The sequence below is a fragment of the Prevotella sp. MA2016 genome, assembly GCF_000619825.1.
Lineage (GTDB): Bacteria > Bacteroidota > Bacteroidia > Bacteroidales > Bacteroidaceae > Prevotella.
In genome coordinates, this window is the sequence record NZ_JHUW01000006.1 from 219,462 (window position 1) to 240,561 (window position 21,100).

At 41.5% G+C, this 21,100-nt stretch carries 19 protein-coding genes; 10 read left to right on the plus strand and 9 right to left on the minus strand.

Going from position 1 to position 21,100, the window contains the following annotated elements; translation table 11 throughout:
* The first annotated feature begins 46 nt into the window (after positions 1-46).
* Positions 47-1,360, plus strand: a complete 1,314-nt coding sequence (locus T360_RS0100875; RefSeq protein WP_028911110.1) for a histidine-type phosphatase — start codon at positions 47-49, stop codon at positions 1,358-1,360.
* An 866-nt stretch (positions 1,361-2,226) separates the two neighbouring features.
* Here the strand turns inward: T360_RS0100875 and T360_RS0100880 are convergent.
* From T360_RS0100880 to T360_RS0100920, 9 genes are all read right to left on the minus strand, one after another.
* A complete protein-coding gene (locus T360_RS0100880) occupies positions 2,227-2,649 on the minus strand; it encodes a hypothetical protein (protein WP_028911111.1) in 423 nt (140 codons plus the stop codon).
* Positions 2,650-2,671: 22 nt separating this feature from the next.
* Complete coding sequence (locus T360_RS0100885; protein ID WP_028911112.1) at positions 2,672-3,517, minus strand: hypothetical protein; 846 nt, start codon at positions 3,515-3,517, stop codon at positions 2,672-2,674.
* Positions 3,518-3,784: 267 nt separating this feature from the next.
* The gene (locus tag T360_RS0100890; RefSeq protein ID WP_028911113.1) at positions 3,785-4,414 is read right to left on the minus strand and encodes a recombinase family protein; all 630 of its coding nucleotides are present in this window, start codon (positions 4,412-4,414) and stop codon (positions 3,785-3,787) included.
* 91 nt (positions 4,415-4,505) lie between these two features.
* Positions 4,506-4,856: a hypothetical protein gene (locus T360_RS0100895; RefSeq protein WP_155949339.1), complete on the minus strand. Its 351-nt coding sequence runs from the start codon at positions 4,854-4,856 to the stop codon at positions 4,506-4,508.
* 52 nt (positions 4,857-4,908) lie between these two features.
* On the minus strand, positions 4,909-5,919 hold the full coding sequence (locus T360_RS0100900; RefSeq protein WP_028911115.1) for a DUF3871 family protein: 1,011 nt from the start codon (positions 5,917-5,919) through the stop codon (positions 4,909-4,911).
* Between the two features lie 461 nt (positions 5,920-6,380).
* Positions 6,381-8,210: a hypothetical protein gene (locus T360_RS0100905; RefSeq protein ID WP_028911116.1), complete on the minus strand. Its 1,830-nt coding sequence runs from the start codon at positions 8,208-8,210 to the stop codon at positions 6,381-6,383.
* A 137-nt stretch (positions 8,211-8,347) separates the two neighbouring features.
* The gene (locus T360_RS0100910; RefSeq protein WP_028911117.1) at positions 8,348-9,313 is read right to left on the minus strand and encodes a hypothetical protein; all 966 of its coding nucleotides are present in this window, start codon (positions 9,311-9,313) and stop codon (positions 8,348-8,350) included.
* Between the two features lie 253 nt (positions 9,314-9,566).
* Positions 9,567-10,562 carry a hypothetical protein gene (locus tag T360_RS0100915; protein ID WP_155949340.1) on the minus strand — a complete coding sequence of 332 codons (996 nt, stop codon included), beginning with the start codon at positions 10,560-10,562 and terminating at the stop codon, positions 9,567-9,569.
* Between the two features lie 77 nt (positions 10,563-10,639).
* Positions 10,640-11,905, minus strand: coding sequence for a phage integrase SAM-like domain-containing protein (locus T360_RS0100920; RefSeq protein WP_028911119.1), 1,266 nt, complete (start codon positions 11,903-11,905; stop codon positions 10,640-10,642).
* A gap of 448 nt (positions 11,906-12,353) precedes the next feature.
* On the opposite strand from T360_RS0100920, the gene T360_RS0100930 reads away from it, so the two are divergent.
* From T360_RS0100930 to T360_RS14280, 9 genes are all read left to right on the plus strand, one after another.
* Positions 12,354-13,856 carry a phage integrase SAM-like domain-containing protein gene (locus tag T360_RS0100930; RefSeq protein ID WP_028911121.1) on the plus strand — a complete coding sequence of 501 codons (1,503 nt, stop codon included), beginning with the start codon at positions 12,354-12,356 and terminating at the stop codon, positions 13,854-13,856.
* Positions 13,857-13,935: 79 nt separating this feature from the next.
* Positions 13,936-15,081, plus strand: coding sequence for a YhcG family protein (locus T360_RS0100935; RefSeq protein WP_028911122.1), 1,146 nt, complete (start codon positions 13,936-13,938; stop codon positions 15,079-15,081).
* Between the two features lie 2 nt (positions 15,082-15,083).
* Positions 15,084-15,257: a hypothetical protein gene (locus T360_RS16105; RefSeq protein WP_155949341.1), complete on the plus strand. Its 174-nt coding sequence runs from the start codon at positions 15,084-15,086 to the stop codon at positions 15,255-15,257.
* A gap of 20 nt (positions 15,258-15,277) precedes the next feature.
* Positions 15,278-16,165, plus strand: coding sequence for a hypothetical protein (locus tag T360_RS0100940; protein WP_028911123.1), 888 nt, complete (start codon positions 15,278-15,280; stop codon positions 16,163-16,165).
* Positions 16,166-16,344: 179 nt separating this feature from the next.
* On the plus strand, positions 16,345-16,647 hold the full coding sequence (locus T360_RS0100945) for a helix-turn-helix domain-containing protein (protein WP_036928548.1): 303 nt from the start codon (positions 16,345-16,347) through the stop codon (positions 16,645-16,647).
* 395 nt (positions 16,648-17,042) lie between these two features.
* Entirely contained in the window at positions 17,043-17,327 is a 285-nt protein-coding gene (locus T360_RS16110) for a hypothetical protein (RefSeq protein ID WP_155949342.1), read from the plus strand.
* Between the two features lie 10 nt (positions 17,328-17,337).
* Positions 17,338-17,943, plus strand: coding sequence for a hypothetical protein (locus T360_RS0100955; protein WP_155949343.1), 606 nt, complete (start codon positions 17,338-17,340; stop codon positions 17,941-17,943).
* Positions 17,944-18,006: 63 nt separating this feature from the next.
* Positions 18,007-18,594, plus strand: coding sequence for a DUF6291 domain-containing protein (locus T360_RS0100960; RefSeq protein ID WP_155949344.1), 588 nt, complete (start codon positions 18,007-18,009; stop codon positions 18,592-18,594).
* A 165-nt stretch (positions 18,595-18,759) separates the two neighbouring features.
* Positions 18,760-20,952 carry a plasmid recombination protein gene (locus T360_RS14280; RefSeq protein WP_155949345.1) on the plus strand — a complete coding sequence of 731 codons (2,193 nt, stop codon included), beginning with the start codon at positions 18,760-18,762 and terminating at the stop codon, positions 20,950-20,952.
* Positions 20,953-21,100: the final 148 nt, after the last annotated feature.

Genomic DNA, 21,100 nt, shown 5'->3' on the forward strand with positions numbered 1-21,100 from the left:
ATGTATATTTGCAGCTGATTTATTATCAACCTATATTACTACAAATATGAAAAGAATTTTTGTTTGCCTGATGATGGCAAGCGCGATGACTGCTCAGGCACAAATCGCACGTTTTTCTGGTAAGACAGCACTTGAAGAGATTGCTGCCGACAAATTCTTGGCTGCAGGTAATATGACCGACTATGATCATCTGCTACGCACAGCTCTCACTCCTGCTCCAAAGGGCTACGAGCCTTACTATCTGTCACACTATGGTCGTCATGGTGCCCGCTACCTGCTCGAAGAAAATGATTATGCCATGCCTGTACAAACCTTGCGTAAGGCTAAGTATGCTGGTAAGCTGACACCACTGGGCGATAAGGTGCTGGCAAAGCTCGACTCGATGCAGAAGACGACTAAAGACCGACTGGGCGACCTGACAGCTACCGGTCAGCGTCAGCACCATGGCATCGCTAAGCGCATGGTACAGAACTTCCCTGAGATATTTAAAACGCCTAATCTGCCTATCCATTCGGTGTCTACCACTTCTATTCGCGCCATTATCTCTATGATGGCCGAGTGTGAGGAACTGCAGGCGGCTAATCCATCGGCGCGTATCTTTAACGATGCCAGCAAGGCGGATATGCACTACATGAACTACTCGCCCTCACGTCAGGAACGTGGCATGGGTATGCCGCAGATGAATGTGATGCGTGCCATGCAGAAGCAACAGGCCATGAGCGACAGTTTGAAGCATCCTGAACGCCTGATGCAGCAGCTGTTTAACGACCAGCACTGGGTATATCTGAATGTAACAACCGGTTCGCTGATGAGCAAGATCGCTGATGTGGCGCTGAACATGCAAAGTCATGACGGCGATACATGGCTGCTGGATCTCTTTACTCCAGAGGAACTGCGTGACTTGTGGCGTAGCAACAACCTCTACTGGTATCTGCTTTATAGCAATGCACCACAAACAGGTGGCCGCATGCCTTGGAACCAGAAAAACCTGCTGAAGAATATCATCGAAACAGCCGATACGGTAACCCAAACACAGGTATCGCTGCGTTTTGGCCATGATACCGTGGTACTGCCATTGCTGTGTATGTTGGATCTCGATGGATCGGCAGTGCAGGTTGATAACCTCGACGAGCTCGAAAACTCGTTCCGCACCTACTACCTCATCCCTACTGGCACTAACGTGCAGTTTATCTTCTATCGCCCCAAAAAAGGCAAGACTGGTGACATCTTAGTAAAGGTACTGTTTAACGAGCGTGAGGCCCACATGCCGCTTAAAACCGACACATGGCCCTACTACAAGTGGCAGGACGTTCGCGAGTACTACTTGGCAAAACTCGCCGAACAAGAGCAGAAGAAATAAAAAAAGAAGAAAGCACTTGCGAACATATCGTAAGTGCTTTCTTTTTCTATGTGGACCAGCCTGGGCTTGAACCAGGGACCTCCAGATTATGAGTCTCTGCCTTATAGGCTCTCAGAGCACTGATTTTCAGCATGTTATAAAACTCTCTGATGGTCTGGTATCAACTATAGCTCAACCAGTCCGTTATTTTGCTGGCAAAGTTAATGCATTTTCCCGATAAATAAGAATAATTTGAGAGAAAAATAAGTCAATCGATAAAAATTATCTCATTTTCTTCATTATGTGGTATTTGCAAATGCTCTATATATAATAATGTGTAATAATTGGGAATAAGAGACAATCTTAAAAAGTCTGTTGCCAAGGGCACGAAAGCCTATGGCTTCCATGCCTCTAACCAACTGAGCTACAAGTCCGTGATTTGTTGTTTATAAAAAAAACGCAACCACCACGTCAATGTGATAGCTGCGTTACTTTTCCGTTTGTAAATTTTAGGTTGGCATAACCTCTTGAATTTTCGTTTTTAAAGCCAATTAGAGAGCTTAAGTAGGGTGCTTTACCCTTGATAGTAGTGTTAGTCATAATTTCAAAATTTAATTGATTCAACGTAACTTATCTGAAAATTGATCGATTCAAGTAAAAAAGCGGTGCGCACCCGCGAAGTCACTTTGAATCAATCTCTAAACAAGTATATGCTATTTTTCTGTATAACCCAAGCAATTAATAACGACATGTGAATAACTAATCGAAATTGAACTATGAGCATAAATAAAGGGTAGCAACGATGTACTACCCTCATTATAATTGTCCTTTATAACTATTTGATGATTAAGTATGTTGATGCTTCAATATTACCTAATCTCAAAAAGTTACTTTTTCCTTTTCCAAATATTTCCGTTTTCTGAAGTCATTGTATTGTTATTGTTAGAGAGAGTGAGGAACCCTGTTTGTTCTTTATTGACAGTTACGATTTCTCCACTACTTTTCTGCCTTTCTTTAATATATATTGAAACCTCATATGTATTACCATTTACAGAAAGAATTTTATATGTTCCTTTATCAATCCTCTGTATATTATCTGTTGTTCTATGATATTCAATTTGGCAATAGCTGCCATCAGCTTTAAGCTCCACTGTGGAGTAATATCCATCTTCATCCGATAACTCCCATGTGCCTACAAGGGGATTAGAGGAAGAACCACCATTGTCATCATCGCTCTTACTACAAGAAGAGAAACCAACACACATAAGCACTGTTAGAAGTGCAACTCCAATTAATTTAAATGTTTTCATAAGCGTAACTATATGTTATATTCTATTTATCCCATTCGCCATTCCATAGGCAGGTGTTTGAGTTCTTATATTTGCGTACCTCATAGGAGTAATCACCATAATCAAATTTAACAAACCAATAGTTTACATTGCTGGTGGTTATCTTTCCATAAAAACACTCTCCATTTGATTCGCCATGATTGCCAACAGTTTTCATTTCCGTAAACCATCCCCAATCACTGTAGCTTGGATAACATGTCTCTCTATTGCTACCAAAAGCTTTGATTCTAAAAAAACTTTTTGCTACATCGTGCACCATACTTGTACCACTAATTGACGTACCTGCTGGTTCATTTGTAATAAAGATCTTCCTTAATTCTTCATCAATATAGAATATAAGAAAGGGACCTTCTATATATTTATTATTGTGATATACGTTGTCATAATATCCCGGAATTGTTCCTTTTATATCAATCTTACCAACTAAATCAATGGGTTGAACATCAACATATATATCATAGTCTCTACTTGGTTCGGAACTATAATCATGAAGGATAAATCTACTTAAACTTGGGTAAGAAAAGAAACTTAATAAAAACCATGAATCTTGAATGTATGTTGCACCACCAGAATAAATCTCCATGTATGTGTCATACTGATTGGAATCAGGATTGTCGGGGTTAATTGGGTCATTTTCATCTTGCCACTTAATAGTTTTAGCAAAATCAGTATGCAAAACATGAATTGTATCACCTGCATGAGCTGACTTTCCATCCAACGTAAAGACCCATTTTCTATTTTTGGGTTGCCTGTCATCATCACTCTTACTACAGCTAGAAAACACCAAGGCTGTGAGCATAATTAATCCAAATAATCTAATTGTTTTCATAACTCTGTTTTATTTAATTATTAATATTCATGCCAACTAATCCCAAGATGACAGCGGTTAATAGTCTTACTAAGTTGAGCCGTTAAAACGCACATCTGCAAACAGGTGTACTTGAAACTCGTTGTAAAAGTAAGCATATTATTTCATATAGCCAAGAATTATGCTTAAATTTTGTAAATTTTTTAATGTTTAAGCCTTACAAAACGGGAAATCTACTTAAAAAGATAAGGTAGAACACCATTTCTGATGCCCTACCAAATTATTACTTTAGAGATTGAAATCCGCTTTTATTCGTTGTACTGTACTTATTCCTTTTCCTGTTAGCTTGGCAACATTTCGGATGGAATAGCCACGTTTCAGATAGCTAATAATGTCGTGGTGTTCCTCTTTCTTCTGTTCAATAGTCTTAACGCTTCCTACCTTACGACCAAGTTTACCACCTCTATCAATGTAGAGTTTACGGCCGCTATTTAATCGGAACTTAATGTTTTCACGCTCCAACTGTGCACAGGTAGAAAGTGTTGCTATCATTATAGGTGCAAACATTGTAGGCTTACCATCTGCATCAAGTAGCGTTAACTGTTCTTTCTGCATATAGAGGTTAATGCCATTATCAATGAGGTCTTTAACTGTAGCCAAGACTTCAAACGCATTTCTCCCCAATCTGCTAAGTTCACTTACTAAGAGGATAGAAACACCATTCTGCTTGCAATAGTCTATTGCTTGCATTAAAATAGGTCTCTCTACGTTCTTCTTTGCTCCAGATATATGTTCCTCAAAAATCTTGGAAATCTCCAGATTCTGATATTTTACATAATCTAAGAGGTCAGAAATCTGACGGTCAGTGTTCTGCCTATCACCGATAGAAGAAACACGTGCGTAAATAACTGCATTCATTTTAATCAAAGTATTAAGTAAACACATTAAGAGTGCATTCAAACCAACCATTATAGATTAATTTGAACACACTCTTTATTTGAACATAGTTTTAGCTATAAACTCTCCAAAGTGTAAGTTCTTCACCTACTACGAACCAACCTTTGTCTTTAATAAACCAAATTTCTTCTATTCCGTATGAATTTGGCTTAACCTCATATTTTACAGAATTGTAAGCGTACCAAGGTTGCTTAACTGTTTCTATCAGTTGTTTGTCATAATCCACTTCTTTGGCTCTTAACGTCACATATATGATTTTAAGCCCATACTGAATCTTGTGAGTTTCCCAACCACTATAATTGGGGCTTTTATTATTAATAAGGTAGAAGTACGGATTTAAGAAAACCTCTATTGCTTCAATAAAGCAACCTTTGGAACACCATTTAAAACTCATTGTTTGCATAATCGTAAAAATTTAGGGGAACACCTTATTTCTGAGATATTCCCCAAGTTAGTTAATCAATGAACCATTTGTAACGCTCTTCTCCGTGTAGTGCTGCATTGATTCCTAATGCAATCTCTGTAGCATTAACAGAACGGTCTAAGAACATATCTATATAAGAAGACTTGTTTGCACCTGTCAGCAGATTGTAAAATTTCCACATATTGATGTCTGTACCATAACTGCTAAAGTTCTCATCAGTGATGTAAGACTTAGCAACATTGTTAATCTGGGTATCAGTTATCAAAAGTTGTGGTATCTCCCTCTGTAGTCTTGTAGGTAAAGACTGATAAAGCCTCATTCTGCCAATAATCTGGCAAAATTGATGTTCCGTCAGCGAACTGTTGCAGAGTTGCTGCATCAAATGAATCTGCTTGGCAGGGTTGAAGTTCTGGAACAGTTCAAGCACTTGACGGTAGAGTTCTCTTGTGCTGCTTGCTCTCAGTTCTCCTTTGTAGCCATCAGTGAACACACACATATTGCAACAAACCAAGTTCTTAAAGCCTATTGCAACACGGAACAACTCAGGGACTTTCTTGCTGTAGAGATTCTGCTGATTGTAGGCTCTTACTCCCACAATAGATAAGTAGAGACGATTACCGTTAATGTCTTGGTAAATCGTAGGCACATCAATAGAGAATGCGCAACGCTCATAGTAAATGGTTTTGTCTGTTTCTAAGAGTTGGTTTGCAGGCTTGTGAATGGCAGACGGAACACGACCTTTGATAATATGGGACGCTCTCACTTGTGCATTATTCACTACTTCACCACGAAAGAAATCTTTCGCTGCATCCTCAACAGTGTGAATAAAACTAACGTGGTTAATCGTCAGTTCGTTGTCCTTAGCAAACACAGGTGTAACACAATCGTTAGCAAGGTGTTCTACTGTCACTTCTACCGTATTGGCTTCAATAAAGTGATTTGGAACTTCAACCGTTTCAGCGATTGGCTCAACGACCTCTGCATCAGCAAAGAAACTTGTACGGTTTTCAGCCACCGTAGGCATTAAAACTAATCCGTTCATAATGAATTGAATTTAGAAGTTAATAAATAATTACTACGATTTTATAATCGTTTATAAGTTTGCTATTTTTATAAAAGCATTCTTTTTTATTCAAATATGAGCGGGGGACTTTCGGGGTTGTGCACCTACAGTTAAGACACTCTCCATTTTTAAGAAATGAGATTTTTAATTCCGCCTATGCTGGCTATTGCACATAAAATGGATGCATAACATTAGTATATGTAGAAAAGGTATTTGTATGGAGTTGGTACTATAAATGACCTAAAAAAGCGAAATCTGGTAAATAGCAGGATAAATGTAATAGGGGGTGTTGGGTGGTGTACCATTATCGCACACGAAAGTAAGCCCGAACACTCACAAGGAGTGAACAGGCTCAGGAGTTAGGGCATAATGCAAATATTCAACAGTAGGTGTAAAATCTGAAAAATCTCGCTCTATATGCCCACGTTCCAAAAATCCACCTACTCGAACTTAAAGCTGTTAAGACTGAACGATGGCTTTTCTCTGGAGTTGGAGACAGTCACATCATAGTAATCCTTGATGGTATCTTGTGTTACCTTGTACTGTATCCCATTCTCCTGAAGAATCAATTTTAGCCTCTGCTTTATTTCCTCCTTTGGTATGTATTCACCCATCGGGAACTCGGCGCAGATAGCCTCAAGGACTTCTGGATGGAATCTCTGTTTGTTAGCCATCGCCTTGTCGTACTCATTCACTTTTCTTGCAATTAACGGGCGTTTGAACTCAGCAGACGCTATAGCATCCTTGCCTATCTTATCATAGGCAGAGATTGTAAACTCGCCTTGTGGTGTGGTACTAAGTTGTTCCCTTGCCAACGTTTTTTCATCGTGGGTTATCTTTCCTGCATTGTACCAATCATCTATTCGCACCAACAGTTCAACCAGTTTCTTACGTTGCCCGATTTCTGTTTTCTCGCCCAACACATTATCTACATCATCTTCACCTACACACTCTGTAACATTAGTATATGTAACGTTGAAAAATCCTGTAGATAGATATGCCTGATATATGGCTTCACCAGATGTGTAGTAGGAGCGTACTCTCTGCTCATTGTGAAGATTGTCAACGGCAAAGCAATTGACTTCCTCGCGCTCGTCTATCAGGTCTTGGTATCTCATGTTCTTCATATCATCGCTGATAGCCCTACGCTTCAAGTTGTTTGCTTGTGTGTCTCGGCACTCTTTTAGCATATTGTAATTTGCCGCAGACTGTTCAACCATTCTGTTCACTTCCTCCCTGCTGAGTACAGGGATCTCAGGATTGACATTAGTAATATGTGTCAGGGAGTTGTACGTAACATCATCGTCACCACGCTTGCGGAAGCGGCCTTGTATTTGTATCGCCTCTGTAAAAGGGTCTATCATCGTCCATAGTGCTGTATGGAGGTCTGTAAGCATAATGATGTCGGGCTTGTACTTACTGATGCGTATATCTAAAGCCGAGTAGAATCTGCAAGTAAAGAAGTTGTACTTGGCTAACGGGTAGTCAATTTGACTGTATGCTTCCGTAATTCCCCTGCTCTTCAATTTCTTCACGCTTTCCTCGGAACAGAAAATCTTGTACTGAGTAATATTGAGCCTCTCAATAATATCCAAAATGCCATTCGTCACGTTGTAAAATATGCAGATGTGCTTGCTGTCTCTGAGGTTGTCAAGGACAATGCTCAGTCTCTTGTAGTAACTGTTGGTAACTATCAGCTCCATGTCCTTTTTATAGTCATATTCAGGAGCGATTATTATTTTCTGAAAGCCCTGTTGTTTAAACATTGGATGGGACATTTCAAGTGGTGTCGCAGAGACAAATGCCTTGTTCTTGAACATGAAGAAATCGTAGATGGGTTGTGAAATCGCTGGTCTGTAATCTGAATCCTGTGTCAGTTTCTCGCACTCGTCAAACAGGCAGAAGTATTCATCGTAGATATTAACTCCAAGTTCCTCTGCCGCCTTACGTATCTTCTTGAAGCTCTCAGGAGTGGTCATTATCTTTTTGAAAGGTATATCCATCTGGAGGTACTTCTTGATGTTATAAGGCTCACACTTCTGGTACACGGCTTCCAGATTGTCGTTTTCATTCAGTTTACCCAAGATAACGGGTACATTGGGCTCAATAATGATGGAGTTACGTTTGCTATGTATCTCGCTATGAGTAGCCCCCAATCCTGTGAGCGTCTTATTTAGAATAACGTTGGAGGGAATCATGTAGTGTCCCATTCGCTTCAAAGCGTCAAGTAACCATTCCCCTTTGAGGAGAATTACTTTAATAATGTTCATAATTCTTACTTTTTATTATTATAAATATGGTGGTGGATTCCTGCAAAAATCGGACTATGAAGCCTGACGATGTAAAAATCCACCGCCCATGAATTAATGAAAATTTAAGCCCACCTGTCACATGGGCTTTGGGTGAGCTATGCCACTACCTTCATATTCTCCCGTCTGTACTCGATAAGCCATCCGCTAAGCGTCTCTTGTATGCACTCCTTTTTCTCCCCACATTTGGCAAGTTGGGTCAAAGTTATTTCTGAAGAAGGAATCATGGTTAAGCATGTGATTATTTCTTCAAATGTGTATTTGCCTTTCTTTATCAGGGAATTTTCCGCGCTAATTGCATAGCGGCTTTTTGCACCACCTTTATTAAACGTAAGTTTGTTGTGGTCGAAAAGCTCTTGTGCCTCTTCCTGGCTACGACCAAGCATAAGAGTTACGGGGGGCTTCTTTCCAAGCATCATTACCTTAACAGTAACAGGCTTGTATTCAATATCAAGGTACAACTTGGCTGTGCTCACTGGCACCTCGTTCTTCTTAGCAAACTCAAAGACGGCTTTCGCAGCCTCGTCTCCTGTTGCAAGGGCTGCATAGCCCATTTCCTCAACCTTGTTCAGACAACGGCTATAGAGCATTGTGTTACTTGTTGCCTGAGCGTAGTCTTCTACAGATTCAAAATCATGGATTTCTACGTCTTCAAGGACATCATCCACTAACACACGCCAATATGTATCAGCAGTGTCGCAGACCACATAAACATTGTCCGTGTTCGGCTCAATATAGTTATGATTTCTATCGAATAAATGGATTCGCTTATTCTCATCTTGCTCGTCCCAGAACGGTTTGGGGCTGGCAAAATGAAATTTGACAGCCAGCCTTTTAGAGGGGTCTCCATGCTCGCCTGTTGCCTTCTGTTTAGGCTGCTCCATATTATAATCGGTGAAGGCAGGGATGATCTCTGTGAGCTCTCCATTTATCATAGCCTTCACTGTAATAGGAAGCTGGGCTTTAGTTGGTGCGTCCTGTTGCACACCATTAAAGTATTCAACACTTGGAGTATTATTCACCTCCGATAATTCTACAACACTATTGTTATAAATTTCAGTCATAATGTGTTACTTTAAACGATTAATAATCAAAATTAATGCTGGCCAGCGATTAGTGCTCTCAGTTTTCTCAGCTATGATCACTCACTTCGATTGCTGATTGCTCGGCAAAAGTACGACATTTTACTTAAATGTTATATAGTTAGTATCCAAAACCATCATAGGGGATATTATTTAAAAATATCTCCAAGTGACTGAAAATCAGGAAATTCTAAAACAGCTCTTTAAAGAGCGTAATTTCAAATGGGAATGGTATCTATGTTTTTTTTATCATTTCCAAGAGAAATTGGAATTCATCCGTCATATCATAATAAGCATTGAGGGTATTAACCTTATTATCTTCATAACCACTGATATATGTACGTAGGTAATAAGCGTCTTTTTGAAGGAAATTCCTGTTATCAGTTAGCCCAGTATAATATGCCATTCTCGTAACAAGAAGGTTTTTACTTGTTGAAACAGAGTATATGCTGTTGTTGATATAGTCCTTGTTTACCTTTTGCCTATTCAAGAACCATATCAGATAGTGATAGAACAGGGCAATTTTAACAGGTTGACTTAGATCCTCTTTTAGAAACTCAAATTGTTTTAGATTGGTGGCAGGACTATCCAGTTTGAAAGTTCTTTTTGAGTTAATCTTTAAGAAAGATTGTAATGCCTCTTGTATTACCAAAAGGGTATAGCTGTTTCTGGTTATTGTTACATTATGAGCATTCTTTCTGCCTTTTATCTTGATTTTCAAACATAACTCCATCTCTATATCCTTTGGTTTAAGTGAGGGAATTGGGTAATCATCTGGCTTTAACTGGTCTAATTGTGATATAAGTTCTTTGATTATGCTCCTATGAGTAGCATTCACAACTAAACACCCCTTTTTTGTTTGCCCCTCTACACAGTCTTTAATCATTAGACATAGATACCAGAATTTTGAAATGTCTAGGCCGTATGCTTTAAGTGTTGAAGCTATTTCGCCAGAATTAGCAGTTCCTCTCTCTGGGCTGCTAGAGTTATTAATCTCATTATTGTATAATTTCGAGAAAGATGTATGTTTAAAGTGCCGTTTTTCTGTTGCTGCATCTAAGTATTCATCTAATTTGTAATTTGAGATGTTATGATTGAGAAGTCGTTCTGCAAATCGAGCTGGGTATATCTCTGACCAGAATTCGTCAGCAACCTCCTTCACATAATCTAGTAAAGGCTCACCCTCATAGTAATCCCGTTCATATAAGTGTATTGGTAGCAGTTCTATCATCTTATCACAGTTTTTTGCGGCTAAAGTATAAAAAATCTCCCACCTACACAAGAGTAAGCAGGAGATATTTGCAATTATTAGCCAAAAACGTACTTAACCACCTTAGCATTAGCCTTATTTTCGTTCACGAAGTCTCGTTCAATGTAGATGTCAGTAACTCGCATGGACTCATCCACATGGTTGAGGGCTGCATGAACTGTGTACTTATCGATTCCGCACTTATTGAGAGCGATAGTAGCCCATGAGTGGCGGGCTGCATAAAACTCTAGATCTTCAATGTTTAGTTGCTTGCCTATCTCTTTTAGCCCCTTGTTGATAGCCTTATTAAAAGCCTTGTGGTCTCTATATTCCTTGTAGAATCTGAAAAGACGCCCACCACTTGTATCTTGGTACTTCTCTATAATCGGAAGAACCATGTCGGGTACAACAACCTCCATCTTAGCCTTGTCAAGCCTGCGGTCTTTGGTCTTGGTACGATTATAAACAAGCCGATTGCCTCTCAACTCTGTAGCATTATAAAGGTCAGCGGAATTAATGCCCATTAAGCAGAACGAAAGAATAAAGCAATCCTTAGCGAGGTCTGGACGGCAAGTGTGCTTTGCTCCTTTGTAGATATTCTGATATGGAAAATTCCAGATGTCTTTAATATGTTGAGGCTGGATAGCTCGCTTTCGAGTTGCTTCTTGTTTAGGAATCCTGAAAAATTCAAATGGGGAATGAGGAATGCGTATAAGTCCTTTATCGGGCTTGTTGTAGTACTTCTGTGCTTCACCGTATAGATGCTTGATACTCATAAGATATAGCGATAAGCATCGGTTGGAAGGTACTCGTTTCCCTTCTGCTTCCAATGCTTTTACCCGTTTATTACGCTCTTTTAGTAAATAGTCTCGATATTGTTCAAGCAGTTCAATAGATATATTTTTGATGTTTAATTCTTCCTTACCGAGGAATCGGATAAACGATTTTAGTGCTGTATTATAGTTGTCCTTACCTTTTATGGTGGTTTCAGCAATCCAATTTCTGCTGAATGCTATAAAATCGATTGGCTTTTCTGCCTCGTCCTTATTAAGTAAGCGATTTACGATTTCGTTCACACCATAATTACCAGAATCAAGGTGCATAGTAGTAAATAACAATCTGTAATGTAGAATAAGACGGTCTGCTTCATGTTTAATTATAGATTCCTCTTTCAGTTTGTAATCAGCAGTAAGGTCTTCTTTTGTGGCGAATAGGTCTGAGGAGATTCGCTTTACAACACGGTCTTTGGTAAACCTGATTCTCACATTGTACGTTCCGTCATTACGCACTTTCCCTTTTTCTACTTCTACTCTAATTGTAAGCATAATAATTAAGTTTTGAGGTCAACCTCAGGTCAACAATAGGTTAACAAGAGGTGACTTTGGTTAAAAAATGCGCTTAATTATCAGTTTTCTTAGAACCTACAGGAAGTCGAATTTTGTGAGATTCTCTTTCTATCAATCTTCGGAAACCCTAATAAACAGAGGCTATAGCATAAAAAAAGCCTCAAGATTGCTCTTGAGACTATCGTGGACCAGCCTGGGCTTGAACCAGGGACCTCCAGATTATGAGTCGGTTCTTGACTTATTTCATGAAATTACAAATAATGTTAAAGCGCTGAAAATAAATGCGTTAATCTTTTTGCCTGTTTCCAAGAATTTCGTAAATTTGCAGCAGTTTTCGGGCGAAAAGGTCACCTGAAGGTCACCCGAATTGACAACCGACTATAGTCTGCGAGCCCGATAAAATAAGGGATTTTTAAGGTGTAATGGTATGGAATCAGAGAAAAATAAGGCAAAACAAAGCCAAAATTCAGCTTCAAACAGCCCATCTAAGGGTAGCCGAGGCGAGAAATGTTTGGCGAAATTCACATCCTCGAATGGAAGTGTTTTTGGTTCATTGATCCTTGATATACGCAAGGCTGGCGATTATAGTCAGCCGCTGCCTGTTGCTGTCAGGATTGCCTATGAGGGCAAGAAGGCTTTTCTCAGACTTGGCGAGAAATACTCGATGGAAGAGTGGATTCAACTCTGCGAATATGAGAAAACAGGACGAAGAATCCAACTGGCAGAACGGAATGAACTGAAAGCGTTGATGGAGAAAATAAAAGACTTGACTAATCAGCTTATCAGCGAAGGTAATTTCTCTATCAAACGGCTTCAAGACCGCTATCAAGGGAAGAAGGATGACACGACGAGTATTTATCAGATATGGGATGAATACCTTCAGGAGAAAGTGGATAGTGGTAAGGCCGGTACCGCAAGAGTAGGTAAAGACGTGAGAAACAGGTTCATCAAAGACAATGGTGAGCACGTTGAATTTAGCGACATAGACAGTTCGTTCATACAGAAGTGGACAGAAACGATGAAGAAAGACGAACTGAGCGTGACCTATATTGGTATCGTGCTGCGCACGTTCCGCACCATCGTCAACATTGCCATCAGCAGGAATCTGATCAATGGCAGCACCAAGGATATGTTCAAGGACTCTGGGTATAACAAGAAAACGAGTCGCAAGCATGAATTCCTCGATGTGACTACGATGAGTCAACTCTATGACTTCTGGGAGAAAAACGAGGCAAAGGATGAGAACGGCAAAGAACTATATCCTCCAAAGGCGAAACATGCTCTTTTTCGTGACCTTGGTCTTTTCCTCTTTATGTACCTCGGAGATGGGCAGAACCTGGCTGATACTTTGCGCCTGGAATATGACGGATGGTACTTTGCCACTCATGGAAAACAGTTACGATTCCTTCGTCACAAGACGAGAGAGCGCAATGAGGATGCCAGTGAGGTTATCTTCCCCGTTACGCCTGAAATCAAGAAGATACTCGACAAGTATGCCAACGAACCCAAACAGGGACAACGTGTATTCCCCATTATGAGCCAAGGCATTACTCCCGATAAAGAGATATGGGTCATCCAGCGTTACAACAAATACATCCGAAAGCACATGGAGATTGTTGCCAAACTTCTTGGTCTGGAACAACTGCCTACACCTACATGGGCGCGACACAGCTTTGCCACGAACCTGAATAACTCTGGTCGCGTACCTTATAAATATATAAGTGACAGTATGGGACACAGCAGTAGTGGGGACATCACCTCAAACTATATAGGAACATACCCATTGGAGAAGATGCTGGAATACAATGCCTACCTTCTCAATGAAAACGGAGGAAAGAGCAGTAGTGCAATGCTATTGGAACAGCTTCAAGGCCTAAGCGAGACAGAGCGGAGAAAGATTTTGGATGCCTTATCCAAGTCAATTAAGTGACAAGGCCAATGTAAAAATGTCGGGCTTGTTGACTCATTTTAATAGAAAAGCAGTAATTTTGCAGTAAATTAGTATAGACATGAGCAAGTTGATACATATAAACAGTGAGTATGCAGAGTGGGTAAAGTCTCTCAGCCTGCGTTTCCGTCAAAGTCAGGTTAAGGCGGCAGTGAAGGTGAACAGTGAAATGTTGAAGTTTTACTGGTCATTGGGCAAGGATATAGTGGAGCGTGACATGGAGAACAAATATGGGTCAGGATTCTTCAAGAACCTAAGTCTCGATCTGAAGGATGAGTTCCCTGATGTGAAAGGATTCTCGCCTACCAATCTTGGCTATATCAAAAGATTCTATTTGCTGTATTCCAATGCTTTTGACTTTCACCCCCAACTTGGGGGCAAATTCGCTCAAACGGTTGATTCTGAAAATTACCCCCAAGTTGAGGGTAATTCTAAACATGCTATAGTTCAGAATGTTGAAGATGGCATCATGGCAAAAGCGTGTCACGATATTTTCTCTACCCCATGGGGGCATCATAAGTTGCTTATAGATAAATTCCTGAAAGCTCCAGAAAAAGCTATATTCTATGTACATAAGACCGTTGAAAATGGATGGAGCCGTGCCGTTCTTGACAATGTCATCGATACAATGCTGTATGAACGTGAAGGAAAAGCTGTTACCAATTTTCAGTCGGCACTGCCTGCCCCATTAAGTGACCTTGCTCAAGAACTCACACGTGACCCGTATTTATTCGATTATACTCAGCTTCGTGGGAAATACGATGAGACAGAGTTGAAAGATGCGTTGATGACCAATGTACAAAAGCTATTGCTCGAATTGGGAAACGGCTTTGCCTTTATGGGAAGAGAATATCGAATGGTTGTGGGTGGCGAAGAGTTCTTCTGCGATATGCTGTTTTATAACACTCATATCCATAGTTACGTCATTGCGGAGATCAAGACCCAAAAATTTGAACCATCTTTCCTCGGACAACTTAGTGGATATGTTTCCTTTGCTAACCACATTCTAAAACGCGAAGGCGACAATGATACCATTGGGTTGCTTATTTGCAAGAGTAAGAATGAAGTGATGGCACGTTATGCCCTTGAAGGTTATAACCAGCCTTTGGGTATATCAGAATATGAACTGTCTAAGGTATTCCCAGAGAATTTCAAGAGTTCTCTCCCCTCTATCGAGGATATTGAAAACGAATTGAAAGAGAAGTAGTTATGATGGGTTTTATAGAGGTAAAAGTGGGCGCCCGTAATCATAGCAAGGAAGGACGCCAGTTTACAGTACGTATAAGCCGTCCACTTACTGCCTCGGAAGCAGGGAGTAACACAGATTTGGCAGTAAGTAATAGCGAAAAGGCAGTAAGTAAGCAGGGGTATGTAACCATTTAACAGAAGAGGATGTAAGTGATATGGAAGCATATGATTTTCTCCATGAGTGGGTGAAACCTATTGTCAAGGGCGACTATAAGGATTTCAGCTCAATGAAAGTAGAGGGTTATTCTCTCTTTGTCTCTGAGTATAAGAAGCCGCATGTACAAGCTATGGTCAGGGCAGATATACTGGAACTACTGCAAAACGCAGAGCTCAAATTCAGGGAGGTGACAAAAAATGAAGCCAATCTGTACAAGTCCCAAATAAGCCGTTGGTATGTCAATGGCTTTACTAGCATGTACAATGGCTGTCGAAGGAATGACTTGAAACACCCTCTTGAACACCACGATTACTTGATCCTAGCAAGTAAGTTTAAGCCAGTAGAGGACTTGAATAGTGGTATTTGGAACAAGGACAAATTCCGTAAATACACTATAAGCCTCGGTCGGTATGAGGGAATTCTGTTCTATATTGCTGAAAGAGAAACAACCCTTTCTACGAAAGACAGCCCGAAAGACAAGGCTAAGGCTCCAATAGACGTTGAGAACAATACTCCAGAAGAAAAAGCAGCTCCAAATCCAGCACCAAAAATTGATTTCTCGACAATGCCCAGCTATCAATCGATAAGGGATGATGGCCCAGATTTACAGTGTTTATATAGTTTCCTTCGAGAAAGCAAAGTCGTTACCAATGCCGATGAGAATCTATTTATCCAATATGTCACTCACGCATATTTCTCTCCTCTTTATCTAAACGGTAAGAAAGTTAATATCCGATATACCATTGCTCAACTAAAAGCTTATTATGATGAGGGATGGCTAAAAGCAGTCTGTGAGAACATCAATGTTACAGAGAAATATATAACACAACGACCACCAAGTGATAATTTCAGGAAAGCATTCCCGTCCCTAACCTTCAAAAAGTAAAAATCCACACTCCACACCACACTTTTTCCACACCTCAAAAGGGTGTGGATTTTTTGTATTATATTGATATTCAGTCCGTTTACACAAATATCCAAATCCACATACTCCTTCGTTTCAATATCAAAAAAAACACCGAAATTTGCAAAAAATTTCAAGAAATAAATAAAAATATTAGGATTATGGAGAACATCGTTGTACTTAATGAACAGCAGTTCGAAGACATCATCTATCGGACTGTCAGCCGGTGCCTCGCAGAGAAGAACATCGGCAACTTTGAGGATAGCCCTGTTGAAGAGGGCTACTATGATCGCAGCGAAGTCTGCGGTGAGTTACACATCTCTTATCCAACTCTATGGCGAATAGAGAAGTCTGGGCTTCTTCGCAGCCAAAAGGTTGGACGTAAGAATCTCTACTCTAAGCAGGAGGTCAATGACCTGATAAAGTCTGGTAAGCTGGCAGAATATAAACCGAGTAAGAAATGACATATATAGGTTATCTAAATCGGTTTTGGAGTGTTCACGAGGAATACATGTTCTCCTCAACAGCAATAGCACTCTATGCTTACCTCCTCAACGAGTGTAACAGGCGGAATTGGAAGATGCCGTTCCCTTGTTCTACGGTTGTAATCTGCGACAAGTTGCATGTGTGCAAAACGGCATTGACTACAGCCAGGAAGCAGTTAGCTGATGTTGGTCTCATCAAGTTCACTGATGGTCGCTCACGCCATATGCCGCCCCAATATACCCTTTTGGAATGGACGGATAACTTGACGGTAAAGCGGACGGATGGCCAGACGCTATATAATACTAAAGATAAAGACGTCATACAAACCGAGAGAGAGAAGGTCGTCCCGACGGTTGCTGATGTCGAGTCTTATATGGCTACATGCGTGATACCCGAAGGATACGAATTGAAGATAGGACTCCCTCAGCGTTTCCTTGACTATTATGAATCCAAGAATTGGATGGTAGGTAATAGTCCTATGACTGATTGGCAGGCTACAGCTCGTAAATGGACACAAGATACTCAGAATTTAATTAAGAAGGACAATGGAACAGATAAACGTAACAAGGAATGTGGACGCACTGATAACCGGGCCGAAGCAAGAAACTTCGTCGAAGAGCTCGAACAGCGTACCCTTAGCTCTGCTAACGGCGAATGAGCAGTTGTTCTTGCAGAGGTTTCCGAGTCTGGATAAGGTCTATAAGGCCTTCGGTCCAGATTCTTGGAGATATGCACTGGAGCATGTTGATAAGGCTGTGAATACTGCCGTTCCAACATTAAACCGTCTTAATCTGATCTATAATACCAAGGATGCAGATATGGCTCTTTTCTTGAAGCATTTCTTGGGATATTACTTGATGGTGGAAAGGAGTGGCAAAGAACTCGGGAAGGATGTCTGTACGAATGTTGCTGCAATATTCCTCGGTCGCAATGGTGCTGAATGTACGCCTGTCAAACTGCTCTGTTACTTCGCAAACTATCCTGAATTCAAGGACACGTTCCGAGAGTTCGATCCAGAGGACATCATCATACAGTACAGCAAGAAGTTCAAAGAATGGTGGGGAAGTCAAGTGGCTAAGTATGGCTACACCATGCAGAAACCTCAGACTGATGACAAACAGCCCTGCGGTCTTGATGCTCTCAAACTAACTGTTCGAGGATGGATAGAGAAAGGTGAAGATCCACGACAGAATAATCTCTATAAGTTATCTCATGGCGTTACCGATGAGATGATTGCTGAGGTAGAGAAAGAAATTGTATTGGGTGTGTTCTGACAACGAGAAGATGAAATATAATGTGTGATGAAAAATATGTGTAACCCTTAATTTATTAAAGTTATGAAGACAACTGAACGTATTCCGTTTTTATCGAACGTGCTCATTGTGGCATGTTCACGAATGAACAACAGTGAAGTAGGTAAGTTGGTAAAGGCTGTCGTAGCATACGCTACCGATGGCACACGCCCAGCGATGGATGACCTCCGTCTGGAGACATACTTCGATTTGATTGCTCAGGATCTTGATTCCCTGCGAATGGCAGCTGAGGTGAAGAGCCGTAAGTGCAGCGAGAGTGCAAAGTGCAGGACAGCCAAGTCAACCGCTCGGCCTGCCAATGTCTCAAAGAAGACAATCGACGACCCATCTCCTTCATCAGCGAACGAAAGGAAGGACAGGAGTGATAGCGATTTCAACGCCAATGACCCCACCTCGTCTTTTGAACGCCTGAAGCAAGTTTATGCCAAGACGGGTAACAACGAGGCGCAGGCATTCGATTCTTGGAAGCAATTGACGGCAGACGAACGAACTGCTGCATTCGCTCATGCACAGCGATTGCAAGGTGACCTCGCATCTCGCTCTTACCTGTTCATCTATCTGCGCGACAAGGAATGGAACAAGACGGGCGTGCCGCAGGGTGGACTACAATAATAGTCCACAACATATTAGGGGTAATAATGACAATTCTGCCATTTTACCCCAATATGCCAAAGGCTGTCTGCCCTTGGAACCCGACCAGGAGTGACCCTCTCCTGGACCACCGCTCAGGGACTGCGCCCCCAAGACCCCCATATAATTAACGAAAAGAATAAGGCAATGCAAATATGTGAGAAACAATACCAGTCGCTCAATATCTCCGCTTCTCCGTCCTTTGTCACAGCGCAAGGCCGGGAAAATGAGCGACGTGGATGGACTAAGGAGACATACGATGCCAAGAACAGAGAACCGGGGAATCGGTATGACTGGTCAAGAAGTCATCTCAATTTTGAGGTTAAAAGAGGAAAGAAGATTGGCAAGAAAAAAGGTAAGCCTATCTATGCCCGTCCCACTATCATCCCTCTCGGTACGCAGAAAAAGTCATTGAAAGAGAGATACGACGAACGGCTGAAAGAATTAAAGTTCAAGCCGTGGTCGCCCGATGCACCTAACCAGCCAAACACTTGTGTTGATTTTGTGCTCAACGGTGACCATGACCGCATGACGGAGATTGCTTTCGGCAAACCGATGGATTTTGACTGGCGCGAGGACAATAGTTCCGTCACGTTGGCAGACGATCCAAATCATCCGGGTTACAAGCAAATCGAAACCTTGGCACTGGAGTATTATAAGTTCCTCTGTCGTAAATTTGGTGAAGAGAACGTACTCGGACTTGAATGTCATTTGGACGAGACTACCCCACATTTCCATGCCTTGGTGGTTCCTGTAGCTGAGCGGAAGCCTCAAGGCAGGACTGGTGGCTATGACCTCGATCCTGATATTGAGCCAGACGGCAAGGAGCGCCCCAAGCATATCATAACCCGTCAGTACGAGCGTTTGACCGAGGAAGAGAAACGCTTTTATAAGCCTGCTGTGAAGAAGAAGGTTCCTATGGTCAGCTATGCCCATTATTTTGGCAAGACCAAGTATCAGGCGTACACATCATATAAACATTGGCATACCATGCTCTACGAGGAAGTCAACAGTAAATGGGGATTGGCACGAGGTGAAGATACATCGCTGATGACACCAGAAGAGCGCAAAGAACATCGCAAGAAGAGTAAGAGAAAGCTGGAGCAGGAGAGGTTGGAGGCATTAAGAAAGGCTGACGAAGCAGAACAAAAAGCAGAATCTGCCACTAAGGAGTATGCCATAATTCAAGATAAGCTCCAGCAGGCTGGACGTATACAATCCCTGGTCGAAGACGACATTCGAGAAGGACGTAAGCAGGTGGCCAAGATAGTCACACAGGTGGAAACTGCCCGCATAGATCTGAGTGATGCCAGAGCAGAGAAGGACAAGGTTCAAAAGGAGAAAACTGTTTTGGAACAAAGAGTCGAAGAGCTGGTTAATGCTGTCGGCGACCCCAAGGAAGTGGCCGACATGGTGAGTTTCGACAAAATGGTGTTCGCTTATAACCCAGAGACCAAAGGAGCCATTATCGATAACTTGAAAGCTAATGGCAAACTTAATGTCACCATCATGGATGTCATCACCGCTGCTTTTGAGGAGATAGACAAAATCAAAGCCCGGAAGATAGGTTTCTTCGATGATCCTAAAGAAGTCAAAAAGAAGCGTGACGCAGACATCAAGTCCGTGATGACCGACATGCAGACTATCCTCCGCTGTTTTGCTTCCGTTCACAAAGACGAGTTGACACGCAGAAGTCGCGCTATCGTCAAGCAGGAAATGCGCCAGAATGCCATAGCCATCAAGAAGATACACCAATACGATGAGATGGCCAAACGGGGCATTACCATAGATTCCTACGAGAAAGCTAAAGAGAAAGCCGCCAACTACGACAACATATCCAACGTACAGGAAACTATCTGGCCAGGGCTCTGGAATGCTGTTCAAGTCATCATCAATCCCCGACTCGACAAATACGTCATGAATGATAGGGAGAAAGAAATAGTGAGGAAGGCACTCGGCGACAAGCCCAAGGAGCGGCTGACCAATGCAGGATGGATGTTGAAAGCTGTTGATGCGATACGCGACATTGCTGTTGGAACCAAGGCCGAAGTCTATCAGATAGGAGCCGAGTCTGCCATAAACTATCTGGTGAAGATGGGCTTGAATCTGGCTGAAGGGGTGGCGGAGAGAGCCGCAGAGGTTGCTGCTACTACAGCCTGTCTATTCTTTGGCTGTGTTGATGCTGCTACAACTATCTCTCAATCCTGCGGTGGAGGAGGATGTGGCAATGAATTGCCAAGGAAGAAGGATGATGAGGACGATTTGGCCTTTGCCCGCAGATGCCATCAGGCAGCAAAGACAATGGTTCTTGGCAGTCACAAACGAGGCTATCATAGATAGCCAGATTAGTAATCTTCCTGTAAATAGTGGTATATTAAAGTTGAGTCGGAAAGGAAGATTTCACGGAATCCGTACTGAATACCGAGGCTACTGATGGCAAAAGTGGTAAGGTACTAATCAACAAGTGATATGGGTTTCATAGGGAAAA

What these genes read in the sequence shown, in the direction of transcription:
- T360_RS0100875 (WP_028911110.1), top strand. Translation starts at nt 47, where the DNA reads ATGAAAAGAATTTTTGTTTGCCTGATGATGGCAAGCGCGATGACTGCT.
- T360_RS0100880 (WP_028911111.1), bottom strand. Translation starts at nt 2,649, where the DNA reads ATGAAAACATTTAAATTAATTGGAGTTGCACTTCTAACAGTGCTTATG.
- T360_RS0100885 (WP_028911112.1), bottom strand. Translation starts at nt 3,517, where the DNA reads ATGAAAACAATTAGATTATTTGGATTAATTATGCTCACAGCCTTGGTG.
- T360_RS0100890 (WP_028911113.1), bottom strand. Translation starts at nt 4,414, where the DNA reads ATGAATGCAGTTATTTACGCACGTGTTTCTTCTATCGGTGATAGGCAG.
- T360_RS0100895 (WP_155949339.1), bottom strand. Translation starts at nt 4,856, where the DNA reads ATGCAAACAATGAGTTTTAAATGGTGTTCCAAAGGTTGCTTTATTGAA.
- T360_RS0100900 (WP_028911115.1), bottom strand. Translation starts at nt 5,919, where the DNA reads ATGAACGGATTAGTTTTAATGCCTACGGTGGCTGAAAACCGTACAAGT.
- T360_RS0100905 (WP_028911116.1), bottom strand. Translation starts at nt 8,210, where the DNA reads ATGAACATTATTAAAGTAATTCTCCTCAAAGGGGAATGGTTACTTGAC.
- T360_RS0100910 (WP_028911117.1), bottom strand. Translation starts at nt 9,313, where the DNA reads ATGACTGAAATTTATAACAATAGTGTTGTAGAATTATCGGAGGTGAAT.
- T360_RS0100915 (WP_155949340.1), bottom strand. Translation starts at nt 10,562, where the DNA reads ATGATAGAACTGCTACCAATACACTTATATGAACGGGATTACTATGAG.
- T360_RS0100920 (WP_028911119.1), bottom strand. Translation starts at nt 11,905, where the DNA reads ATGCTTACAATTAGAGTAGAAGTAGAAAAAGGGAAAGTGCGTAATGAC.
- T360_RS0100930 (WP_028911121.1), top strand. Translation starts at nt 12,354, where the DNA reads ATGGAATCAGAGAAAAATAAGGCAAAACAAAGCCAAAATTCAGCTTCA.
- T360_RS0100935 (WP_028911122.1), top strand. Translation starts at nt 13,936, where the DNA reads ATGAGCAAGTTGATACATATAAACAGTGAGTATGCAGAGTGGGTAAAG.
- T360_RS16105 (WP_155949341.1), top strand. Translation starts at nt 15,084, where the DNA reads ATGATGGGTTTTATAGAGGTAAAAGTGGGCGCCCGTAATCATAGCAAG.
- T360_RS0100940 (WP_028911123.1), top strand. Translation starts at nt 15,278, where the DNA reads ATGGAAGCATATGATTTTCTCCATGAGTGGGTGAAACCTATTGTCAAG.
- T360_RS0100945 (WP_036928548.1), top strand. Translation starts at nt 16,345, where the DNA reads ATGGAGAACATCGTTGTACTTAATGAACAGCAGTTCGAAGACATCATC.
- T360_RS16110 (WP_155949342.1), top strand. Translation starts at nt 17,043, where the DNA reads ATGGCTACATGCGTGATACCCGAAGGATACGAATTGAAGATAGGACTC.
- T360_RS0100960 (WP_155949344.1), top strand. Translation starts at nt 18,007, where the DNA reads ATGAAGACAACTGAACGTATTCCGTTTTTATCGAACGTGCTCATTGTG.
- T360_RS14280 (WP_155949345.1), top strand. Translation starts at nt 18,760, where the DNA reads ATGCAAATATGTGAGAAACAATACCAGTCGCTCAATATCTCCGCTTCT.